Genomic DNA, 19,547 nt, shown 5'->3' on the forward strand with positions numbered 1-19,547 from the left:
TTTTATGCACGGAGCCGTTTCTGTCCGGCCGGATAATAAGCGGGCTTTATATGTAATTCAATGTCAGCCGGTTTCAGCCGTTTCAGTAATCTGCCCCGCAGCAGCCGGTCTGTTCCCGAAGTGCTGACAGGCACAATCGGGAGATCGAAACGAAGGGCCAGTTCCTCCGGATTGATTTTGCCGTCTTCGGACAGAATCAGACTTTGCCCTTTTTGCAGACGGACTTCCGCCTCCTGAAACACGGCATCCCGGCTGTCTCCGTCACAAATGACACCCATCAGCCGCAGCCAACTTCCGAGAAACGGCATCCGGAAAGCTTTCTCGCCAGCGATAAAACCAGCCGGCTCTTCAAGATGTCCCGCAAGCAGCAGAAGATCAGCCGGGCGCAATCTGGGATGCACATACAATACGGGGCCGTCCGGTATCGGCTGATCATGATGAATGCCGATTGTTGATCCCGACACGTCAATGCAGCCTCTCATAAAGGCTTTCGGCCGCTCATACACCAGCCTCATCTGTTTTTGAAAAGAAAGCCGCGGGTCAAGCTCTTTTTGATTGATATATTCCTGAATATTTTTCATGAACATAAATACAACGTACATCACAAGGCAGCCGTAACGAATCAATTCTTGTCCCCCTGCTTAAACTCAATTCTTTTTCTCGTATACAAAGTACTCATAATCGTAAGGGTTTTTTTCATCTTTTACTCCCTGTTTGCGGGATGTCAATTCCCATTCAGCTTCATTAAATTCCGGAAAAAAACGGTCTCCTTCAAAGACATGGTGAATTTTTGTCATGTAGAGTCTGTCCGCATAAGGAAAGAGCGCACTGTACAGCTGGGCGCCGCCGATCACAAAGCATTCTTCATCGGCCGGGATCAGCTTGAGCACTTCCTCAGCCGAGTCGGCGGTAATACAGCCCGGGAATAAAGATTCGTCCCGTGAGGTTACAACGATGTTACGCCGATTCGGAAGCGGGCGTCCGATTGATTCAAACGTTTTCCGCCCCATTACAATGGTGTGGCCCGTCGTCACTTTTTTGAAATATGCGAGATCATCGGGAAGGTGCCAAGGCAGATCGTTATCTTTTCCGATCAGCCGGTTTTCATCCATCGCAAAAATAAACGAAATCATACGCTGACAGCTCCTTTTATGTGCGGATGCGGGTCATAATCCTCAATGATAAAGTCTTCAAACGTAAAATCAAAAATAGAATCAACATTTCGCGCAAACTGCAGTTTCGGCAGCGGACGGACATCCCTTGTCAGCTGCAAATTCACCTGCTCCACATGGTTTTGGTAAATGTGGACGTCTCCGAATGTATGAACAAACTCACCCGGTTCAAGCCCCGTCACATGCGCGATCATCATTGTTAAAAGCGCATAAGACGCAATATTAAACGGCACGCCGAGAAAGACATCCGCTGAGCGCTGATAAAGCTGACACGACAGTTTTCCGTCCGCGACATAAAACTGAAACAGGCAGTGGCAAGGCGGAAGCGCCATATGATCAATTTCGCCGACATTCCAGGCGCTGACGATTAAACGTCTGGAATTCGGGTTTGTCTTGATGTCATGAATCAGCCGGGAGATTTGATCAATGGTCTCGCCGTCCGCTCCGCGCCATGAACGCCATTGAGAACCGTAAACCGGTCCGAGTTCTCCGTTTTCATCCGCCCATTCGTTCCAGATGCGGACTCCGTTTTCCTGAAGGTAGCGGACATTCGTATCTCCTTTTAAAAACCAAAGCAGCTCATGCGCGATGGATTTAAAATGGAGCTTTTTCGTCGTAAGCATCGGGAAACCTTCCTGAAGGTTAAACCGCATTTGGTAGCCGAACGTGCTGATCGTACCCGTTCCCGTACGGTCTCCTTTTTTTTCTCCGTTTTCTAACACATGACGGCACAAATCTTTATATTGTTTCATTTTTTTCATCCTTTTAAAGTAGTCTTTTAGTAGTGTAACACAATAAAAAATCATTTCTGCAAAATTTCTCAGAAATGATTTTTTTATTTCTTCTCGCTATTACACGCTCATCCAGTCAGGCGGCGTATTGCGGTCCCAGTAAATGCTGCCGAGCTCATGATGTGACTGAAATCCGTCTTCAGCGGTATGGTAATGAAAATTAAACCAGTAGCCGTCTTGCGGAGGATGATCCCGGCGGACGTGGAACCTTAAAAGATCTTCACCCGTCAGCCTGTTATACACATGAAAAATTTTTTCAGTTTTTCCGGCCGACGGTTTGCTGGAAATAACCACATCCTGATACGCTTCATCATCTTGAAACTTGGCTAAATGTCCTGTGATCACATCTTCGATTTTCGGCAGAATTTCACTTCTGTAATCATCTTCAATGACCGGAGAGATTTTGCTGCCGAATTTTAAAAATGATTGATTTTCAGCATCACCGAGAAGCTGCTGCTGATACGATTGAAACAGTAATTCAGGCTCCCGCCCTGCCTTCTCTTCTCCCGGCAGGGCGTGTTCATCATAAAAAGCGGTGTAATCATTCTGCTCAAGACTGCTCGACTGTCCTGAAGGCTTGTCTGTCATCAAAGCAGCCGGAGGAGACACGAGTCCGAACGTTACAATGGTAAACAGAACCACAAGGGTCTTTTTCATCCACAATTTCATGACAGATTGTTCCCCTCTGTTTTATTGTCCTCTTTTCCTTTATTTTAGCATAGATGAAAGCGCGGCGTCATGTCCGGCAGCGTATTATCATGCAATATGGGAAATTGGTAACTGTGACTGAGCGGATAAACCGCTTACAATAAGAAGGAGAAAAAGGAGGGGATGAGATGATTAACGCTTTATTTGCGACTGTATCACTTCTCACGCTGCTTTATTTTGTCGTTATGGAAATCACTGATTAACGAAAAAGAAGCCCATGATATCATGAGCTCACATGGATGACACCGAAGTGGAAAAGCGCCGTCTTTCTTTTCAGCACCTTGAAGCCGTATCGTTCAAACCGCGGGCTTTTCCAATGGTCTTTAAGCACTACGCATTTTTTCGCCGCCCGGACGGCTTGCGTGATGCACTCTTCGTTAAAACCCTCTTCTGCCAGCGCGCGGAGCGGTGCAATGCCGTCTGACGTTTCAACAGGTTCGTGAAACATCGGGTCAAAATAAATGACATCTACCGATGAATCAGGAAGCTCCCGCAAATAATCGGCGCAGTCGGCATGTTTGACCTGAATGCGTTTCATGGCGGTTTGGAGCTGCTCCATTCCGGTTTCCCACGTTTGAAGTCCTGTTTCAACAAGCAATGAGACAAGCTTGTTTTTCTCCAGGCCGATGACTTGTCCGCTTTTTCCGACTGCCAGGCTTGCCAAAATCGCATCGGATGCCAGGCCGAGCGTACAATCTAAAAAGGAATCCCCTTCGCGTAATCCGGCTGCTTTTAACAACGGCTCGGCTTCCCCTCTCAAAAACCGCTTTGCGCGGAACATCGCTGTATTCGGGTGAAAAAAGAACTTCTCCCCTTGCTTCGTGTAAAGTTCGAACCGTTCCTTTCCGATGACTAAAAGATCGCTAGCCGCTCGTTCCAGCATTTTTTCAATGGGCTGTTTATTGCGGCTGCAGTAAGTGTCACCCAGCTTGACACTGAGCGACTGCGCTGTGTGTATCGTATATTCGCTTGGTCGGTAACTCGTTGTGATCATTTTTTTCTCCAAAAAGAAAATGCCCGGAATTCGGGCATTTCAGCAGTGCGCATCGAAGGCATCCGTCAGATTTTTCATAATTTCCTCCATGTCATGCCCTTCGATTTCGTGGCGGGGAATAAAATGAACGACCTCTTTCCCTTTTAACAGCGCCATTGAAGGCGAGGAAGGTTCCTGCCCTGTAAAGTATTCACGCATTTTTGCAGTTGCGTCTTTATCTTGACCGGCAAATACGGTAACCGTATGATCAGGCGCTTTTTCATGCTGTAAAACAGCCTGAGTCGCAGCCGGACGGGCAAGACCGGCTGCACAGCCGCACACGGAGTTGACAACGACCAATGTCGTGCCCTCTGCCTGTTCCATAAAGCTTTCTACTTCTTCAGCAGTCGTTAATTCCTGAAAACCCGCACCTGTCAGCTCACGGCGCATCGGCACGACCAGCTGGCGCATATATTCTTCATAAGCCATTGACATAAAAAAGCCCCCTCTAAAATCCTTATATGAAGTCAAGGATACTATAGAGGGGGCCGGAATTCAATTGTTCAGGCCTCTGTTTTATATTTTCATGATTCCGCCCGTATTGGCGCTTGTTACGAGTTTGGAATACCGGGCTAGATATCCTGTTTTTACTTTCGGCTCGAAGCCTTTCCATTCGGCCTTGCGTTTTTCCCATTCTTCTTCAGGCACTTGTACGTCCAAAATCCGTTTTTCTATGTCAACGATGACATGGTCGCCGTTTTCTACGAATGCGAGCGGGCCGCCTTCAGCCGCTTCAGGCGATACGTGCCCGATTGAAAGGCCCCGGGACGCTCCTGAAAAACGGCCGTCTGTAATAAGCGCCACTTTCGGGCCAAGCCCCATTCCGACAATCTGAGACGTCGGAGCGAGCATCTCCGGCATGCCCGGGCCGCCCTTTGGCCCTTCATAACGGATAATGACAACATCTCCTTCTTTTACTTTGCGGTTTATAATGCCTTCAAGCGCGGCATCCTGGGAATCAAAGACGACAGCGGGGCCTTCATGTCTTGTAATCCCGTCCTGCACCCCGCCTGTTTTGATAATGGCGCCGTCCGGAGCCAGATTCCCAAACAGGACGGCCAAACCGCCTTTTTCGGTAAACGGATTGTCAAGCGGATGAATCACGTCATAATCCTTTACTTCATGACCCGCAATTGTTTCTCCGAGTGTGCGGCCTGTTACAGTCAGCGCGTCAAGATGAAGCGCCCCTTCTTTTTTCGCCAATTCATTAAGGGCAGCCGACACACCGCCCGCTTCGTGCAGATCTTCAATGAAGACGTCCGAGGCCGGCGCCAATTTCGATAAGTGAGGCACTCGTTCAGCCACTTCGTTAATGCGTTCTAAAGAGTACTCAACCCCAGCTTCATTGGCAAGCGCAAGCGTATGAAGCACTGTGTTGGTTGAGCCGCCGAGAGCCATGTCTAACGCAAACGCGTTGTCAATCGCTTTTTCGGTGACGATATCGCGCGGCTTAATGTCTTTTTTGATGGTCTCCATCAATTGGGCCGCTGATTTTCTCACAAACTCTCTTCTCTCCGGTGAAGTTGCTAGAATTGTTCCGTTGCCCGGAAGCGCCAGACCGAGCGCTTCAGACAGACAGTTCATGGAGTTTGCCGTAAACATGCCCGAACAAGATCCGCACGTCGGGCAGCCGAACTGTTCCAGCTCCTGCAGGTCGCTTTCACCGATTTTCCCGGCTTGATATGCGCCGACGCCTTCAAATACTGAAGAAAGCGAAATTTTGCGGCCGTCGCTTGTGCGGCCGGCTGCCATCGGCCCCCCGCTGACAAAAATGGTCGGAATATTAATCCGCATAGCCGCCATCAGCATTCCCGGCGTAATTTTGTCGCAGTTCGGAATGCAGACCATTCCGTCAAACCAGTGCGCCGAGACGACCGTTTCAACTGAATCGGCAATGATTTCGCGGCTCGGCAGCGAATATCTCATGCCGATATGCCCCATTGCGATTCCGTCATCTACTCCGATCGTGTTAAATTCAAAAGGCACACCGCCCGCTTCCCTGATTGCTTCTTTTACGATTTTTCCAAATTCCTGCAGGTGAACATGCCCGGGAACGATATCGATGTATGAATTACAGACCGCGATAAACGGCTTACCGAAGTCCTCTTCTTTTACGCCGGCAGCGCGAAGAAGGCTGCGGTGCGGCGCTCTGTCAATTCCCTGTGTGATCATGTTGCTGCGTAATTCTGCCATGGTGATCCCCCTACTGTTTTTAGACTGTGCACTATTTTTAAAATTTTCAGTTTATTCTAGGGCGCGTTCTGCAAATTTTACAGTGTCTTTGCCCTGTCTCGCTTTTCTATTCTTTCTGTATTTCGATAAAAACCCTCCAACAATTAATATTGTACTTACTATATAGAGTTTTGAATCATTTTTCAACAATATTCTAAATAATTTTTATAAAAAGTGAATTCAAATAAAAAAGGTGCATGGGCGCACCTTTTTGTTATAACTGTTCTTTTTTTCTGCTTTCAGTCATCTGTTTCCAGACTGAACCTTTCGCCTCTTCTCCGTGCTCAATCCGTTCAATCGCCATTTTGACTTGCAGGCTGACTTCGAATTCCGGATCGTCTTCCGCCGCTTTTAATGCTTCCAGCGCGCTTTCATCGCCGACTTCATATAAAAACATGGCCGCGCGCCAGCGCACGAGCTTACTTGAGTCACTGAGCGATTTTATCATGGCCGGGATGGCGCTCGCATCGCCGAGATCCGACAGACAGTCACCCGCCGTCCTTCTGACCGTCACCGTTTTGTCTTCAAGCGCTTTGTATAACAGCGGAAGCACAGACGGCTTTTCGATCATTCCCAAATAAACGACGGCTTGTCTTCTGATCGAAGTCTTCGGATCATGCAGCGCCTTTTCCAATACTGGTAAATCGTCTTCATCCGGATCCATTTGCTCAAGATGGGCATAGCGCTGTTTCCAGTCTTCATCATCAAGCATGTCCAGTGTCACTTTATAAGCTTTCCGCTGCACTGCAGGTCTGGCCTCACCCTTTTGCTGTGCGGCTGCTTCTGTCAGGCGTTTGAGCCGCTCATCACTGTAGGCGGCCTGAAGCTCTTCTGTGACATCGTGTCCGATTTCGGTAAAATCTCCGAAGCGCACGCCTTGTTCTTTCCAAGTCCGCTCAAATACAACATTTGAAGCTTCGGAACGCAGCTTTAAAATGGCTTCTTGGAAACGTTCCGGAAGGCCGAAGCGCTCTTCACGTTCGCCGTCCGTCAATTTGACCTGCATCGGGATTCCGCTGAACATTTGTACGAAAACTTTCACTTCACCGAACGATTCCTGTTCAGAACGGCTCTCAGACTGCTCCGTATGTTCCATTCCGAAGGCGGAACGGACCTGAGGCAGAATTTCCTTCCAGTCAAAACGTGCGTTTCTCTCCACAGCCAGGAAATCGGCAACGTGATAAACGCCCTTTACTCCTTCAATGTTTAAAATATCACGTACGACAACCGGAGCATCATCTGCCTGATCGGGCTTGTAATTGTTGCTTTTCCCTGCCGGAAGCTCTTCAGTCAAAATCACTTTCATCGTGTTCGGACTCGGCGTCGGTTCTATTGATTTAATCTTCATATTGGTCCTCCTATGCGCAATCTGACACTTATTCTAACATAGTCGGCACAAGCGTTCTATTGCGCCGCTTAGCTTTTGCAAATGCCGGCCTCTTTTTGGATACGGGCGGCGAACTGCAAAAGAAATTGATGCCGCTCCTCTGCTAAACCGGCCCCCGCTTTTGTATTCATTAAGCCTTTAAGCTTGATTAATTTATCCTCTATATGGGCCAGCACACTTGTTTGAGTTCCGTACATCGGGTGACCCTTCGCCCCGGCAAACATAAAAGCCCTGCCGATGCCCGCTGCGCCGATCGCATCAAGCATGTCTGCATCCTGAACAACTTTCCCCTCCAATGAAAGCGGCCGCTTTATCAGCAGTTCCCTGTGTCTGAATGACATTCTCGTGATAATATCCGCGATCTCCTGAATGGAGCCATCCGCAATGTTGAAAGCAGCCAGCCGTTCTGTCACTTCGCCTGCCGTCAGCCTTTCGCTTTTTTCGAGCTTGGCGTCAATCAGATCATGAACCAGCGCGGCCGTCTCAGTGATAAATAAGTCGGCGCCTTCTTCTTTTGCAATGTACACAGAAAGTTTTGCGACCCGGGAAATATGAAGCCAGTCATGGCCCGTTCGTTCATTGATAAGCTTTTCTCTGACCCAATTCCTGACGCTTTCCAGCTGCTCTTTTTCGTTCATCGTATCACCTCTTATCGGGCCAAAAGCCTCTGCACCGTATCTTCAAGCTCTTTTGGGCTGACGTTCGGTGAAAAACGCCCGGTGACTTCACCGTTTCGGTCCACGATAAACTTAGTGAAATTCCATTTGACCGCTTTTGTGCCGAGCATCCCCTTCGCCTGTTCCGTCAGATATGTGAAAAGAGGATGAGCGTCTGCTCCATTGACATCAACTTTCGCAAACATCGGGAATGTGACTCCGTAGTTTTTCACACAGAACTCTTGAATTTCCGCTTCGTTTCCAGGTTCTTGGTTCATGAATTGATTGCAGGGAAATCCCAATATTTCAAGACCTTCCTCCCGATATGTATCATAGAGCTCCTGAAGCTGCTTGAGCTGGGATGTGAACCCGCATTTGCTTGCTGTATTCACAATGATCATCACCTTGCCTCTGTAAGCCGATAGCGTCATGTCTTCGCCTGTTATGGTCCGTACGTTTATATCGTAAATTGTCATCTGCGGCCCTCCTTTTTACATTCTTCATTTATTTTACCTGTTTTACACTGCAAAACAAACGGCAACCGCTTTTTCCTTCCACTTAACGGAAAACGTTTTTTTTGAGGAACCAAACGGCTCTTTACCCGTCATAATAAAGAGCCGCTCCGAATTTATGCCTATTTGCCGCTTTTATCCCCGTCATTATGCGTTAAATGCGGTTTATTACGCCGGGATGGATTGAAAAATGGCTTAAAAATTTCTATAATGAAGAAAATTAACGGGGAATAACGGAGGTGGCATGTTGCCTATTAATATACCAAATCACCTGCCCGCTAAGCAGGTGCTTGAAAGTGAACACATCTTTGTAATGGATGAAAGCCGGGCTTTTCATCAGGATATCCGGCCGCAGAAGATCGTGATTTTAAATCTGATGCCGAAAAAAATCCAAACGGAAACCCAGCTCCTCAGGATGCTTGGGAATTCACCTTTACAAGTTCACTTTACGTTCTTAATTCCGAGCACACATACTCCAAAAAATACGGCAAGGCAGCATCTGGATGAGTTTTATACGGATTTTTCCAGCATTCGCCACAAACGGTTTGACGGAATGATTATTACCGGGGCTCCGATTGAGCACCTGCCGTTTGAAGATGTTTCTTACTGGGAAGAATTGAAGGAAATCATGGAATGGAGCAAAACGAATGTCACTTCAACCCTCCATATCTGCTGGGGCGCTCAAGCCGGTTTATACTATCATTACGGCATTGAGAAAGTGGAGCTGCCGAAAAAAATCTTCGGTGTGTTTGAGCATACCGTTCTTAAAAAACATGAGAGATTGGTAAGAGGATTTGACGAGCTATACTATGTGCCCCACTCACGGCATACAGATATTAATACGGAGCAGCTGCAATCGGCTTCGGATCTGGATGTGCTCAGCGTTTCAGAGGAAGCGGGGGTCTGTTTAATCGTTTCAAAAGACGAAAAACAGATTTTCTTAACGGGTCATCCGGAATATGATACCGATACGCTACTTCAGGAGTATGAGAGAGACATAGAGAGAAATCTTTCAAACGTAGAAGCTCCTAAGCACTATTTTGCGCCCGGCGGGAAAGAACCTGTTAACCGTTGGAAAGCTCATGCAACGTTATTGTTTATGAATTGGCTGAATTATTACGTATATCAGGAAACCCCGTATGAATGGGATTAATTTTTGTTTTGAGTGATACGGTGACAAAAATATGATAAAATACTCTTGATTCAGTATACGTATAACAAAACTTTAAAATAATGGAACATATCAATTAAATTTAGTTTAAATATGTTGCCGCGCTTATTATAAAATGATGCACATGTGTTATGTTTATCTATAGACAATAACTCCTTACGATGCATGAAGCTTGCTTGTTGTTGATTACATTGAGGTGAATTTACTTGAATACCAATAAAAAAGTATTAATTTTGACTGCAAATTACGGAAACGGGCATGTTCAAGTGGCCAAAACGCTCTACGAACAGTGTCTGCGTCTCGGCTTAGATGTGACGGTTTCCAATTTGTATCAAGAGTCAAATCCGATTGTTTCAGAGGTTACTCAATACCTTTATTTAAAAAGCTTCTCAATCGGGAAACAGTTTTATCGTTTGTTTTATTACGGAGTTGACAAAATCTATAATAAACGCAAATTCAATATTTATTTTAAAATGGGAAATAAACGTTTAGGCCAGCTCGTCGAAGAGCATAAGCCGGACATTATTATCAATACATTTCCGATGATTGTCGTACCGGAATACAGACGGAGAACCGGAAAAGTGATCCCGACGTTCAACGTTATGACCGATTTCTGCCTTCACAAAATCTGGGTTCATGAAAATGTTGATAAATATTATGTCGCCACAGATTACGTGAAGGAAAAACTGATTGAAATCGGCACTCACCCGAACAACGTAAAGATCACGGGCATTCCCATCAGACCTCAATTCGAGGAATCGATGCCAAAAGAGCCGATTTATAAAAAATACAATCTCTCTCCCGACAAAAAAGTTCTTCTTATTATGGCGGGAGCGCATGGTGTGCTGAAAAACGTAAAAGAACTGTGCGAAAATCTCGTTCATGACGATCAGGTGCAGGTTGTGGTGGTATGCGGCAAAAACAGCTCGCTGAAAGAATCCCTCAGCAGCTTGGAAGGTGACAATGCCGACCGGCTGAAAGTTCTGGGCTATGTAGAAAGAATTGACGAGTTGTTCCGTATTACGGACTGCATGATCACGAAACCGGGCGGCATCACACTGACGGAAGCGACGGCGATCGGAGTACCCGTTATTTTGTACAAACCGGTTCCCGGACAGGAAAAAGAAAATGCCATTTTCTTTGAAGATCGCGGTGCGGCTGTCGTGGTCAACCGCCACGAAGAAATTTTAGAGTCTGTCACCTCCCTTCTTGCGGATGAGGAGAAGCTGAACCGGATGAAGGACAATATTAAAAGCCTTCACCTCCCCAACTCTTCTGAAGTCATTTTGCAGGACATTATAAAAGAATCTGAAATGATGGCCGGGAAGGCGGAAATGGCTTTATCGTAAAAGAAAAGCACACGAACGATTCGTGTGCTTTTTGTTTTTTTCCGGTTAAGCTTTGTGACTGGAAAAATAAAGATAAAAAATAGGGGGCGGCCGCTTGACGTCTGCTCCCATATGGTGTATAGTTGAACCATCATTTAACAACGTTTACATACGTACGGTTGGATGATGACAAAATTTTTTTTAGCACGAAGGTGCTACAGTACTAGGAGGAATTAAGCAATATGCAAAACGGTAAAGTAAAATGGTTCAATAACGAAAAAGGATTCGGCTTCATCGAAGTTGAAGGCGGAGACGACGTATTTGTTCACTTCACTGCTATCGAAGGAGAAGGATACAAATCATTAGAAGAAGGACAAGAAGTTTCTTTTGAAATTGTCGAAGGTAATCGTGGACCTCAAGCTTCTAATGTTGTAAAACTCTAAACTCAATACATGTTGATCAGATGACAAATAGAGGAGAGGCGTATGCCTCTCCTATTTGATTGCCGTCTGAATCTCAATTGCGACAAGATTCTGCTTGCAGCGCTGCTCGATTTCTTCAATTTGTTTCTCCATTGACGGCATTCCTTTTTTCGCCATTTCTGCTAAACTTCCCAAATCACCGTATATTTCTTTAAATGTCTGCTGAAGGATTGTTTTTAAATCATTATCATTCACGGCTGGTTTTTCCCTTCTCTCCCAAGATACCCTGAATAATAGTAAATAAGCCCTAATTAATCAGGTTCAATAGTTATATCGGCTTATTTTCTATATTTTTTTCTATTTTCCGTACATATTTCTAAAAAAAAATCTCCAAACTATTTGCGGAGGTGTTTTTTAATGGACTCTGAATTTTTTCCAAACGGACTGACGGATAAACGCCAGCTTGAATTAGCGGTGGAAACGGCCCAGAAAACAACGGGAGCGGCTACCCGGGGCCAAAATTCAACTTTGGTGGAATCTGCATACCAGGCGATTCAGGATGCCAGAACGATGTCACAATCCAGTGAACTGCAGGCTCTCGATCAGGATTTTCTGCAAAAGCAGCGAATGCTTCTCGACGATTGCCAGCATCAGCTTGATGAATTCGAAAAATAAAACCGCAGAAGCTGCGGTTTTATTTTTTATTGATTTGTCAGCACCTTGCCGTAGGCTTTCAGCTTCTCCCCCACCGTGCATTGGTTGATGCAGAAAGAATGAGCGTGCGTTTTTCCAAACTCTTTGCGGAAATGCTTTTTTACGAAACAGTCTTTGCAATATTCATCCTGAAGCTCTGTCAATTCTTTATAAATGCTTTTTTTATCCAATATCAGTCATCTCCGTTACCTTCTAATGTTATGCGGCTTTCAATCTGCCGGTCCGAGAGAATTTTTCTGGCAAGGTCATCCGCTTCTTGATTTTCCTTTCGGTTTACGGCTTCATATGTCGGTGTCAGCTTTAGGGATTCGAGCAGCGCTTCAATTTTATCCAGCCATTCGTTTTGCGTTTCATCATAACACGGCCAGCTGCCGTCAAGCTGATGCAAAACGACGAGGGAATCCCCTCTTATCGTGATTGAATTTCTGCTTGCGCCAAGTTCCTGCACTTCCTTAAGCGCTTCGTATAAAGCGGCATATTCCGCCTCATTGTTCGTCTGAAGCGTTAAGCTTTTGTTTTTCCGTATGCGGTGCCGCTTGCCGCCGAGAGAATAATACACGACAATTCCGAGTCCGGCGCGTCCGCTTGTTTTGTCAAAGCCGCCGTCGAAATACACTGTAATGTCGTCAGGTTCGTGCGCAAGCTCTTCAGTAAGCTTTTCTAATTCTTTAAGCGTCCAGCTCGCGCCTTTTTCATCCTCAAAATAAATGTCTTTTATATAAGGAAAGCGGCTGACTTCTCTTGCAAGCATGCGCGCTTTCGGAACGGTCAGCCAATCTTCGGAAAAAAACGCGACAGGGCCTGTTCCTTTTGCTTCTATTTCGATATACGGCTTAAGATTCATTGAAATCACCTTACCATTCATTAGTTGACGGGCGTGTGCTATAATCAAACCATTCTCAAATTGAAAGGAAGTCAGCAGGTTTTGTTTAACGATGTGTTATGGATCTTATTTGCGGTCATTCATTTTATCATTGTTCTTCTGTTTTATAAAGGATTTGGCAAAACGGGCCTATTCGTATGGATCGGTTTCGCCACGGTGTGCGCCAACTTGCAGGTTGTCAAAACAGTCGAGCTGTTCGGGCTTACGGCGACACTGGGAAATATCATGTACGGCACCGTTTTCTTCGCAACGGATGTGCTGAATGAAATATACGGTCCCAGGGAAGCGCGCAAAGCCGTCTGGCTCGGGTTTTCCACTCTGCTCGCTTTGACATGCGCCATGCAGGGGGCTCTTTTATATAAACCGGCTGCGTCAGATATCGCACAGCCTGCCCTTGAGACGATTTTCGGTTTTCTGCCGCGTGTTGCGCTCGGAAGCCTCTTGGCTTTTATTTTCAGCCAAACGATAGATGTTTATGTATATTCAGCCATTCGGAGAATCTTTCCTTCAGACAGGCTTCTCTGGCTCAGAAACAGCGGAAGCACGGCGCTCAGCCAGCTGCTGGATACATTTATCTTCACTGCCGTGGCCTTTATCGGCGTTTATTCCGCGGGCGTATGGTTCAGCATCTTCATTTCAACTTACCTGATTAAATTTGCGGTGTCACTCATTTCTGTCCCTTATGCGTATGCGGCAAAACGAATGACACCGAATGGAGAGTGACGGATGATGCCCGCTGAAATTTATGTAGACGGTGCAAGCGCCGGAAACCCGGGCCCGTCCGGTATCGGTATTTTTATTAAACATGACGGGAAAACAGAATCTTTCTCAATTCCGATCGGCGACCATTCAAATCAGGAAGCTGAATTTCTCGCTTTAATTGAAGGAATGAAGCTGTGTGCCGCCCGCGGATTTGAGTCCGTGTCATTCCGGACGGATTCGGATATCGTGGAGCGGGCCGCAGATCTTGAAGCGGTTAAAAACAAGGCTTTCCAGCCGTTTGTTGACGAAATCATCCGCTTAAAGGCCGAATTTCCATTGTTTTTCATTAAGTGGATTCCCGGCAGACAAAACCAAACAGCCGATCAGCTCGCAAAAAAAGCGATTCGGCTGAATAAATAACCGGAATGAAATTGCGTCTCACTGTTCATCCTACAAATGAGGTGAACAGCTATGAGAAAAGAAAATAAAGGCCGGCTGACCGGGGGCGTGAATCCTCAGGGAAATATGGAAGGAAATGCGCATAAAGACCCGAAATCAGCCCTTGAAAACAACGCAAAAAAAAGCAATACAAAACGCTAGAGGGATCAGCTGATCTCTCTGGCGTTCAGCTTTTCGAGCATCCTTTCAATTCCTTTTATCTGATGACGTCTGAGCATTAATGCCGCCTCTTCCATCTTTAATGAAAAAAGCGCTTCTTCAAGCGTACAGACTAACGGCACCTCGCAATGTATTTCAGCAAGCTGCCTTGACAGCTCCAATTCTTTCAAGCTTTGCTGAATTTTCGTTTGCTGGCCCTTCGGCAAGAGAGCGAGGCTTTCTAATAAGCTGTCTATGTTTTGATATTCACGGATCAGCTTGTACGCCGTTTTTTCCCCGATCCCTTTAACGCCGGGATAGTTATCGCTCGTGTCTCCCATCAGCGCCTTAATGTCAATCAGCGCTTTTGGCGGAACTCCCGTTTCTTCTCTGAATATCTCATCTGTATATACCTTATAATTGCCGATACCCTTTTGCAGCAGCGCTACTTGAACTTGATGATTCAGCAATTGAAGCAGATCTTTATCACCCGTTACAATCGTAATTTCCGCTTCCCCGGAAAATAGGGCAGAAAGCGTACCGATACAGTCATCCGCCTCATAGCCTTTTATGCCGATGTTTAAAAAACCGAGCTCTCGCGCTGCTTCTTTCGCTAGATCAAATTGCGGAATCAGCTCTAGCGGCGGTTCGCTTCTGTTGGCCTTATAATCTTGAAACAAATCATTGCGGTACGTTTTGCTTCCCATATCCCAGCAGCAGACGACATGTGTGGGCTGAAACGTATCAACAGCCGTAATAAGATGCTTTAAAAAACCGTTGACGCCGTTTGTGGGAATTCCGTTTTCATTTATCATAAAATTGCGATGAACGGCCGTCGCGAAAAACGAGCGGAACAAAAGCGCCATGCCGTCAACGAGCAGTAATTTATTATTCATATATCGAAACTCCTTTTTATTCAATGTTCCTATTTTACCAAAGAAGGCGGTAAAAAAACAGCATCCCCCCATTTGGAAGATGCTGCCGTCACGTTTACTCACCGTGTCTTTTATTGCTTGCCATCAGCTTTTCAGCTTCACGGCCGGCATAAGAATCAAATTTCTGTCCGAAGCCGTTTTTCTTTTTGGCATTGTTATTCTGCTGAGCATTTCTGTTTCCCAGTTTTGTTCTGCCCATGGTCATATCCCCCTTTAGAGAAGATACGGATAGTATGTACAGCAAGCGCTGATGACACACGCGGCAGGTTCATCCATTACTGTCTGCTGACGAATTCTTTCACCATCTCTTCACTTACGAATTGTCTTTGCGGCACGATGCCCTTTTTCGCCAGCTGGTTCATTTTTGCGGTGATGCCATTGATGGCATCTGTCGTGAACGGTTTATTCTGTCTGCATTTTACAATGGCTTCTTCAATGGCCTGTTCACGCTCATAATCAAGCTGTACAAATGTTTTGACGTGCTGATGCTGTTTTGCGGAATGTGCTGAAATTGCTTTATGGACTTCTGACATAAAAGGTTTCATCTCGCTTTTTTTCATTTTAGTCTACCACGACTGTTATCTGCCCGCCAACCGGATTTTTAAATTTTCAGCATTTCATCTTTCTTTTTCCATGCTTTTTCGGCTTCGTAAAGGTGTTCAATTTCCCTTGCACTCGTATTTTCCGCAAGACCTTGTAAATAAGTGTCCCGCTGCTCGCGGATCTGGGACAGGCTTTTATCCGCCATGTCTCCTTGCAGACGGCGCACCTGCTCAGTATATCGCTCTGAAAGGCTTTCTTTCTCCTGCTCAAGCCACTTTTCTGTCACTTTTTGCAGGCTGAGCCTGAGCCCTTCTACAAACGCTGCTTTTCCGTTCTGTTCAAAAAACTGCTTCGGTGATTTAACTTCCTTTACGTGATGTGAGAATGCCGAGACGTCAATGACCGGAGCGACCTCTTTCAGCTGAACGGCAAATTCGTTTTCACCGCTGACATAAATGGAGAAATCTCCGTCTTCCATAAGCTTCTTCTGACAGTTTTCCATCCATTCCTCAGTCATATGGCGCTCAATAAAACCGGTCATCCGGATATCGAGCGTTTTCAGCTCTTGAATATATTCAAAACGGAATTCCTTGAGCGCTTCATTCAGCGCCGCTGATATATTTTGTTTCCAATCACCGTTTTGAAGACCCGGATGGAAGGCGGTTTTCAGCATATCATTCGCATAAAACGTCAGGCGATGTTTAATGTGATAGAGCTGTTCTTCCGTATCTTTCATCACTTTTCGAATGATGACCTCAGACGTACGGCGCTTTGAAATGTCAGCGAGAGCTTTTTCATAGGAAGACTCCAGACGCTGTTTCTTTTTCTCTTTTTCTTCTGCCGACTGGTGAAGAGATTCGTGAAGTTGTTCCACCATATCGCACAATTTGTCCGCCTCTGTTTTCAGCTGGGCGCAGCTGGCCCTCATTACATCTTCCTCAATAAAGTGCTCAAGCCCGGTTCTTACATCAGAGAACCTGTTATAAAAAGTTGCTTTTTTACCCGCAAGCTCTTCTTTACTTGAGACATGATATAATTTCGGCCGGTTAATTCCCTCTTTTGAGAGTTCTGAGCGGACATAGTCTTTAACGGTTTCCAGCTCGCTTTCCGTTTTGGCCAGATCGGCGGCGTTAATGACAAAAAACATTTTATCCATGCCGAATGATTCTTTGACGAGGCCGAGTTTCTTCAGAAAAGACCTGTCTCCTTTTGAAAAAGAATGCTGATAGTACGTCATATAAAAGAACGCGTCAGCATCTTTTATATATTGAAAGGCAAGTTCCGTATGGCGCTTGTTTATACTGCTTGCTCCCGGCGTATCAACAATGGTGATGCCTTTTTGCGTGAGAGGCGAATCATAATACACGGTGACTTCTTTTACGCAGCAGGCCGTTTTTTCTTCGGCTGCGTACGGTTTTAAATCTTCAACCGGCACCGTCAGTGTCAGCCTTTGACGGATCTGTTCTTCGTACGTATCAAACGCCTGCAGCATCGTCTGAATCACCGGGATAAGTTCATCCGGAGCTTTTCCCTTTTTAATGGCATAATTCCATCTCTCTTTCAGTGAACGCCCCTTTACATCAGCATCTTTCAGCTCAGTCAGCTGAAGCATTTCAGCGTCCAGCTCCTCCTCCGTTTTAAAAACGATCTCCGCAGATTTATGCGGTTTGCCGTCTTGCGGTTTCGTTATTTTGTTGATCGTAGCCGTTGTGGGCGTCGGTGATGATGGCAGCACGTATTCACCGACAAGCGCATTTGCAAATGATGATTTACCGGAACTGAATCCGCCGAATAACGCCAAGGTAAACTGGCGGTTTTCAAGCCGCTCAATCCTGCTTCGAAAGGCTTCTGCCTGTTTTCCTAATATGCTCGAGGATTCAAGAATCCCGGCAAGCTCATAGAACCGATCAGTCTGCTCTTTTATAGGAAGTTCCTTCATCGCATTTTTTTCGGGCTTGCTTACTTCATGCTGTACAGCCTCTTTTGGTTTCTTTTGGACGGGCGCTTTTGCAAGGCGTTTTTTTCGCGTATACCAGTCGCCGCTTCCCGTATCACAGGTCAATTCTTCTTCCCACAAAGCGCGGACGCGGGCTGCTTTTTCCAAGGCATTGCGTTCTTCTTTTGCCGATTGCGCGAGCTCATCCCTTATTTTCTTTTCTTTTTCGAGCCAGTTTTTCAAGTTCTCAATGAGCGGTCCGTTTTTTGTCTGAACATAAGCGGTCAGCTCCTCAATGAGTTCCGCTGTCTGTCTTTTGGCTTCCCTTCTGATCATTTCAGCGAGGTCTTTCGTATAAGTTAATACGTATTCAGATGAAAAGGCCGCTCCCTGCTTAAGGGCCTGAGCGGTGATATCATCAGAAAGCGGTGTGCGGTACGCCTGGATTTTCTTGATCAGTTCGTCCGAATCCGCTTCATACCGCTTGGCAGCTTTCGTAAATGTGTCGATAATATGCCAATCCGCTTCCCCTTCCGTTCTTTTTTTAATATCGGCAAAAAATTCAGCATGCCTTCTCTCTTTCTCCTGAGCCGTTTTCGCTTTTGAAAAGAATAATCCGGTTTTAAATGAGAGCTGCTGTGATTCAATATAAGCAGATGCAAGCTCCCTCATCTCAAAGGGTGTCAGATTAGCGTTTTGCAATATGTTCTGCACGTCTTTTCTGATGTCTTTCTCTGCTGTTTCAGCCTGTTGAACGGCTTTTTTAAGCTCATCTTCAACAGAACGGACAAGTGCTTCTTGTTTGTCAAACTGCTCTCCGCTGCTGTTTTTATCTTCTTTTACGAGCATCTCTGTATGCTCTGTGACTAAGTGTGCGACTTTTCTCTCCGTTAAGGACCATAAATTTGTTTTTGCCTGCTGTTTCAGCTTCTGCAGATGTTTTTTCAGCTGTTCCATGCCGTTTAAAGGATGGTCAGGCTCAGTGACAGACGTAAAGAAAAGCGATTCTTTCGGTATTCCCGCGCCTTCAAGCATATCTTCCACCTGCCTGCGGTACTCTTCAAACTTCGTTTCAGTTTCATCATGTCTGTCAATTTGGTTGACGATCAGAAACAAATTCGGAATACGGTCTTTGATGGAGCTGAGAAACAGCATATTTTCTTCTGAATGGACGTGATTATAATGAACGACGTAAAATAAAGCGTCAGCCTGATGGAGAACCGAAGCGGCAGATAAAAAGTGCGCTTCGTCCGTCGAATCAATTCCCGGTGTGTCAATGTAGGCCGCATAAGGCTCTGACTCCTTAAAGCCGGCATAGACTTCCACCGTCTCAATTTGCTCACCGTCTTTACAGAATTGCTGCACTTGTTCTTTATCGTAACTTCCTTTGATCTCTGCATAAGCCCCGTCCGTCGTATGAAGCACGACTTTATCTTCACCGTGCCGAATGACAACGAGGTTGGCGCTTGTGGGAATCGGGCTTGTCGGCAGTATGTCTTCACCGAGCAATGTGTTTAATAAAGAGGACTTTCCGGCCGAATAATGCCCGGTAAACGCGATATAAACCTCTTCATCAGCCGCTTTTTTCATAATGGCCGCGAGCTGATCGGCCCGTTTTTCATCCTGATGATCCAAAAATTGTGCGTATAAGGCACCCGTTCTGCTGAAAATCTCCCTGTTATGGCGTTCTTCTTCTGTCATGTGTCTTTACCCCTTTGTGTCTGTCGCATCAAATGACGTTTTCATTTTTAGAAAGCTCTGAAAAAAACCTCTCCCCCATTTTACACAAGAATGGCTCACTTTTCTTCAGGAAACGCAAAAAAGC

24 protein-coding genes and 1 pseudogene are annotated in these 19,547 nt (G+C 45.9%); 8 read left to right on the plus strand and 17 right to left on the minus strand.

The annotated features are described in order from the left end of the window. Positions 1 to 2: 2 nt before the first annotated feature. The 10 genes from BR62_RS0105490 to BR62_RS0105535 form a co-directional block, all read right to left on the minus strand. A complete protein-coding gene (locus BR62_RS0105490) occupies positions 3 to 626 on the minus strand; it encodes a lysophospholipid acyltransferase family protein (protein ID WP_032870012.1) in 624 nt (207 codons plus the stop codon). 21 nt (positions 627 to 647) lie between these two features. Further along, on the minus strand, positions 648 to 1,133 hold the full coding sequence (locus BR62_RS0105495) for a dihydrofolate reductase (RefSeq protein WP_032870014.1): 486 nt from the start codon (positions 1,131 to 1,133) through the stop codon (positions 648 to 650). Then, positions 1,130 to 1,924 (minus strand): thymidylate synthase, encoded by a 795-nt coding sequence (locus BR62_RS0105500; protein ID WP_032870016.1) that lies wholly within the window; start codon positions 1,922 to 1,924, stop codon positions 1,130 to 1,132. The genes BR62_RS0105495 and BR62_RS0105500 overlap by 4 nt, the downstream gene beginning before the upstream one ends. Before the next feature lie 99 nt (positions 1,925 to 2,023). Then, positions 2,024 to 2,632: a YpjP family protein gene (locus tag BR62_RS0105505; RefSeq protein ID WP_007409526.1), complete on the minus strand. Its 609-nt coding sequence runs from the start codon at positions 2,630 to 2,632 to the stop codon at positions 2,024 to 2,026. A gap of 262 nt (positions 2,633 to 2,894) precedes the next feature. After that, on the minus strand, positions 2,895 to 3,665 hold the full coding sequence (locus BR62_RS0105510) for a class I SAM-dependent methyltransferase (RefSeq protein ID WP_032870018.1): 771 nt from the start codon (positions 3,663 to 3,665) through the stop codon (positions 2,895 to 2,897). 39 nt (positions 3,666 to 3,704) lie between these two features. Beyond that, complete coding sequence (locus BR62_RS0105515; RefSeq protein ID WP_003153619.1) at positions 3,705 to 4,139, minus strand: BrxA/BrxB family bacilliredoxin; 435 nt, start codon at positions 4,137 to 4,139, stop codon at positions 3,705 to 3,707. 81 nt (positions 4,140 to 4,220) lie between these two features. Beyond that, entirely contained in the window at positions 4,221 to 5,897 is a 1,677-nt protein-coding gene (ilvD, locus tag BR62_RS0105520) for a dihydroxy-acid dehydratase (protein WP_007409524.1), read from the minus strand. Positions 5,898 to 6,150: 253 nt separating this feature from the next. Further along, a complete protein-coding gene (locus tag BR62_RS0105525; RefSeq protein ID WP_025284899.1) occupies positions 6,151 to 7,284 on the minus strand; it encodes a conserved virulence factor C family protein in 1,134 nt (377 codons plus the stop codon). Positions 7,285 to 7,352: 68 nt separating this feature from the next. Next, on the minus strand, positions 7,353 to 7,961 hold the full coding sequence (locus BR62_RS0105530) for an HD domain-containing protein (RefSeq protein WP_007409522.1): 609 nt from the start codon (positions 7,959 to 7,961) through the stop codon (positions 7,353 to 7,355). A gap of 11 nt (positions 7,962 to 7,972) precedes the next feature. Further along, positions 7,973 to 8,455 carry a glutathione peroxidase gene (locus tag BR62_RS0105535; RefSeq protein ID WP_032870021.1) on the minus strand — a complete coding sequence of 161 codons (483 nt, stop codon included), beginning with the start codon at positions 8,453 to 8,455 and terminating at the stop codon, positions 7,973 to 7,975. Between the two features lie 283 nt (positions 8,456 to 8,738). On the opposite strand from BR62_RS0105535, the gene metA reads away from it, so the two are divergent. The 4 genes and pseudogenes from metA to cspD all read left to right on the plus strand — a co-directional run bounded on the left by metA (position 8,739) and on the right by cspD (position 11,433). Then, the gene (gene metA, locus BR62_RS0105540; RefSeq protein WP_003153608.1) at positions 8,739 to 9,644 is read left to right on the plus strand and encodes a homoserine O-acetyltransferase MetA; all 906 of its coding nucleotides are present in this window, start codon (positions 8,739 to 8,741) and stop codon (positions 9,642 to 9,644) included. A 224-nt stretch (positions 9,645 to 9,868) separates the two neighbouring features. Beyond that, positions 9,869 to 11,011 carry a diglucosyl diacylglycerol synthase gene (locus tag BR62_RS0105545; protein ID WP_032870024.1) on the plus strand — a complete coding sequence of 381 codons (1,143 nt, stop codon included), beginning with the start codon at positions 9,869 to 9,871 and terminating at the stop codon, positions 11,009 to 11,011. Positions 11,012 to 11,105: 94 nt separating this feature from the next. Then, positions 11,106 to 11,217: pseudogene (locus tag BR62_RS19495) on the plus strand (hypothetical protein); the annotation flags it as partial. 15 nt (positions 11,218 to 11,232) lie between these two features. Then, positions 11,233 to 11,433: a cold-shock protein CspD gene (gene cspD / locus BR62_RS0105550; RefSeq protein ID WP_003153604.1), complete on the plus strand. Its 201-nt coding sequence runs from the start codon at positions 11,233 to 11,235 to the stop codon at positions 11,431 to 11,433. 51 nt (positions 11,434 to 11,484) lie between these two features. Here the strand turns inward: cspD and BR62_RS0105555 are convergent, their stop codons facing one another. Beyond that, complete coding sequence (locus BR62_RS0105555; protein WP_003153585.1) at positions 11,485 to 11,667, minus strand: hypothetical protein; 183 nt, start codon at positions 11,665 to 11,667, stop codon at positions 11,485 to 11,487. 162 nt (positions 11,668 to 11,829) lie between these two features. Here BR62_RS0105555 and BR62_RS0105560 point away from each other — a divergent pair, with 162 nt between their 5' ends. Then, positions 11,830 to 12,087 carry a DUF2564 family protein gene (locus BR62_RS0105560; RefSeq protein ID WP_007409519.1) on the plus strand — a complete coding sequence of 86 codons (258 nt, stop codon included), beginning with the start codon at positions 11,830 to 11,832 and terminating at the stop codon, positions 12,085 to 12,087. A gap of 26 nt (positions 12,088 to 12,113) precedes the next feature. On the opposite strand, the gene BR62_RS0105565 is transcribed toward BR62_RS0105560, so the two are convergent. Next, the gene (locus BR62_RS0105565; RefSeq protein ID WP_003153581.1) at positions 12,114 to 12,296 is read right to left on the minus strand and encodes a zinc-finger domain-containing protein; all 183 of its coding nucleotides are present in this window, start codon (positions 12,294 to 12,296) and stop codon (positions 12,114 to 12,116) included. A gap of 2 nt (positions 12,297 to 12,298) precedes the next feature. Continuing rightward, a complete protein-coding gene (locus BR62_RS0105570; protein ID WP_014418166.1) occupies positions 12,299 to 12,970 on the minus strand; it encodes a ribonuclease H family protein in 672 nt (223 codons plus the stop codon). An 81-nt stretch (positions 12,971 to 13,051) separates the two neighbouring features. Between BR62_RS0105570 and BR62_RS0105575 the strand changes: the two genes are divergently transcribed. From BR62_RS0105575 to sspL, 3 genes are read left to right on the plus strand one after another with little or no spacing between them, the layout of a single operon-like run. Next, positions 13,052 to 13,732 (plus strand): queuosine precursor transporter, encoded by a 681-nt coding sequence (locus BR62_RS0105575; RefSeq protein WP_032870027.1) that lies wholly within the window; start codon positions 13,052 to 13,054, stop codon positions 13,730 to 13,732. A 6-nt stretch (positions 13,733 to 13,738) separates the two neighbouring features. Next, complete coding sequence (locus tag BR62_RS0105580) at positions 13,739 to 14,131, plus strand: reverse transcriptase-like protein (RefSeq protein ID WP_007409516.1); 393 nt, start codon at positions 13,739 to 13,741, stop codon at positions 14,129 to 14,131. Between the two features lie 51 nt (positions 14,132 to 14,182). Then, on the plus strand, positions 14,183 to 14,311 hold the full coding sequence (gene sspL, locus BR62_RS0105585; RefSeq protein ID WP_003153575.1) for a small, acid-soluble spore protein L: 129 nt from the start codon (positions 14,183 to 14,185) through the stop codon (positions 14,309 to 14,311). Positions 14,312 to 14,316: 5 nt separating this feature from the next. On the opposite strand, the gene BR62_RS0105590 is transcribed toward sspL, so the two are convergent. The 4 genes from BR62_RS0105590 to BR62_RS0105600 form a co-directional block, all read right to left on the minus strand. After that, positions 14,317 to 15,204 carry a 5'-3' exonuclease gene (locus BR62_RS0105590; RefSeq protein ID WP_020955969.1) on the minus strand — a complete coding sequence of 296 codons (888 nt, stop codon included), beginning with the start codon at positions 15,202 to 15,204 and terminating at the stop codon, positions 14,317 to 14,319. A gap of 94 nt (positions 15,205 to 15,298) precedes the next feature. After that, complete coding sequence (locus BR62_RS19500; RefSeq protein WP_003153570.1) at positions 15,299 to 15,442, minus strand: hypothetical protein; 144 nt, start codon at positions 15,440 to 15,442, stop codon at positions 15,299 to 15,301. 76 nt (positions 15,443 to 15,518) lie between these two features. Further along, the gene (locus tag BR62_RS0105595) at positions 15,519 to 15,776 is read right to left on the minus strand and encodes a YpbS family protein (protein WP_007409514.1); all 258 of its coding nucleotides are present in this window, start codon (positions 15,774 to 15,776) and stop codon (positions 15,519 to 15,521) included. A 68-nt stretch (positions 15,777 to 15,844) separates the two neighbouring features. Further along, positions 15,845 to 19,423, minus strand: coding sequence for a dynamin GTPase (locus BR62_RS0105600; protein ID WP_032870029.1), 3,579 nt, complete (start codon positions 19,421 to 19,423; stop codon positions 15,845 to 15,847). Between the last annotated feature and the right edge of the window lie 124 nt (positions 19,424 to 19,547).

This window comes from Bacillus sp. UNC69MF, from assembly GCF_000746035.1.
In the GTDB taxonomy this organism is placed as follows: Bacteria; Bacillota; Bacilli; order Bacillales; family Bacillaceae; genus Bacillus; species Bacillus velezensis.

Coding starts and splice junctions, on each gene's coding strand:
- ilvD (WP_007409524.1), bottom strand. CDS start 5,897: ATGGCAGAATTACGCAGCAACATGATCACACAGGGAATTGACAGAGCG.
- BR62_RS0105570 (WP_014418166.1), bottom strand. CDS start 12,970: ATGAATCTTAAGCCGTATATCGAAATAGAAGCAAAAGGAACAGGCCCT.
- BR62_RS0105525 (WP_025284899.1), bottom strand. CDS start 7,284: ATGAAGATTAAATCAATAGAACCGACGCCGAGTCCGAACACGATGAAA.
- BR62_RS0105580 (WP_007409516.1), top strand. CDS start 13,739: ATGCCCGCTGAAATTTATGTAGACGGTGCAAGCGCCGGAAACCCGGGC.
- BR62_RS0105535 (WP_032870021.1), bottom strand. CDS start 8,455: ATGACAATTTACGATATAAACGTACGGACCATAACAGGCGAAGACATG.
- BR62_RS0105600 (WP_032870029.1), bottom strand. CDS start 19,423: ATGACAGAAGAAGAACGCCATAACAGGGAGATTTTCAGCAGAACGGGT.
- BR62_RS19500 (WP_003153570.1), bottom strand. CDS start 15,442: ATGGGCAGAACAAAACTGGGAAACAGAAATGCTCAGCAGAATAACAAT.
- BR62_RS0105510 (WP_032870018.1), bottom strand. CDS start 3,665: ATGATCACAACGAGTTACCGACCAAGCGAATATACGATACACACAGCG.
- BR62_RS0105495 (WP_032870014.1), bottom strand. CDS start 1,133: ATGATTTCGTTTATTTTTGCGATGGATGAAAACCGGCTGATCGGAAAA.
- BR62_RS0105505 (WP_007409526.1), bottom strand. CDS start 2,632: ATGAAATTGTGGATGAAAAAGACCCTTGTGGTTCTGTTTACCATTGTA.
- BR62_RS0105500 (WP_032870016.1), bottom strand. CDS start 1,924: ATGAAACAATATAAAGATTTGTGCCGTCATGTGTTAGAAAACGGAGAA.
- sspL (WP_003153575.1), top strand. CDS start 14,183: ATGAGAAAAGAAAATAAAGGCCGGCTGACCGGGGGCGTGAATCCTCAG.
- BR62_RS0105595 (WP_007409514.1), bottom strand. CDS start 15,776: ATGTCAGAAGTCCATAAAGCAATTTCAGCACATTCCGCAAAACAGCAT.
- cspD (WP_003153604.1), top strand. CDS start 11,233: ATGCAAAACGGTAAAGTAAAATGGTTCAATAACGAAAAAGGATTCGGC.
- BR62_RS0105515 (WP_003153619.1), bottom strand. CDS start 4,139: ATGTCAATGGCTTATGAAGAATATATGCGCCAGCTGGTCGTGCCGATG.
- BR62_RS0105530 (WP_007409522.1), bottom strand. CDS start 7,961: ATGAACGAAAAAGAGCAGCTGGAAAGCGTCAGGAATTGGGTCAGAGAA.
- BR62_RS0105560 (WP_007409519.1), top strand. CDS start 11,830: ATGGACTCTGAATTTTTTCCAAACGGACTGACGGATAAACGCCAGCTT.
- BR62_RS0105590 (WP_020955969.1), bottom strand. CDS start 15,204: ATGAATAATAAATTACTGCTCGTTGACGGCATGGCGCTTTTGTTCCGC.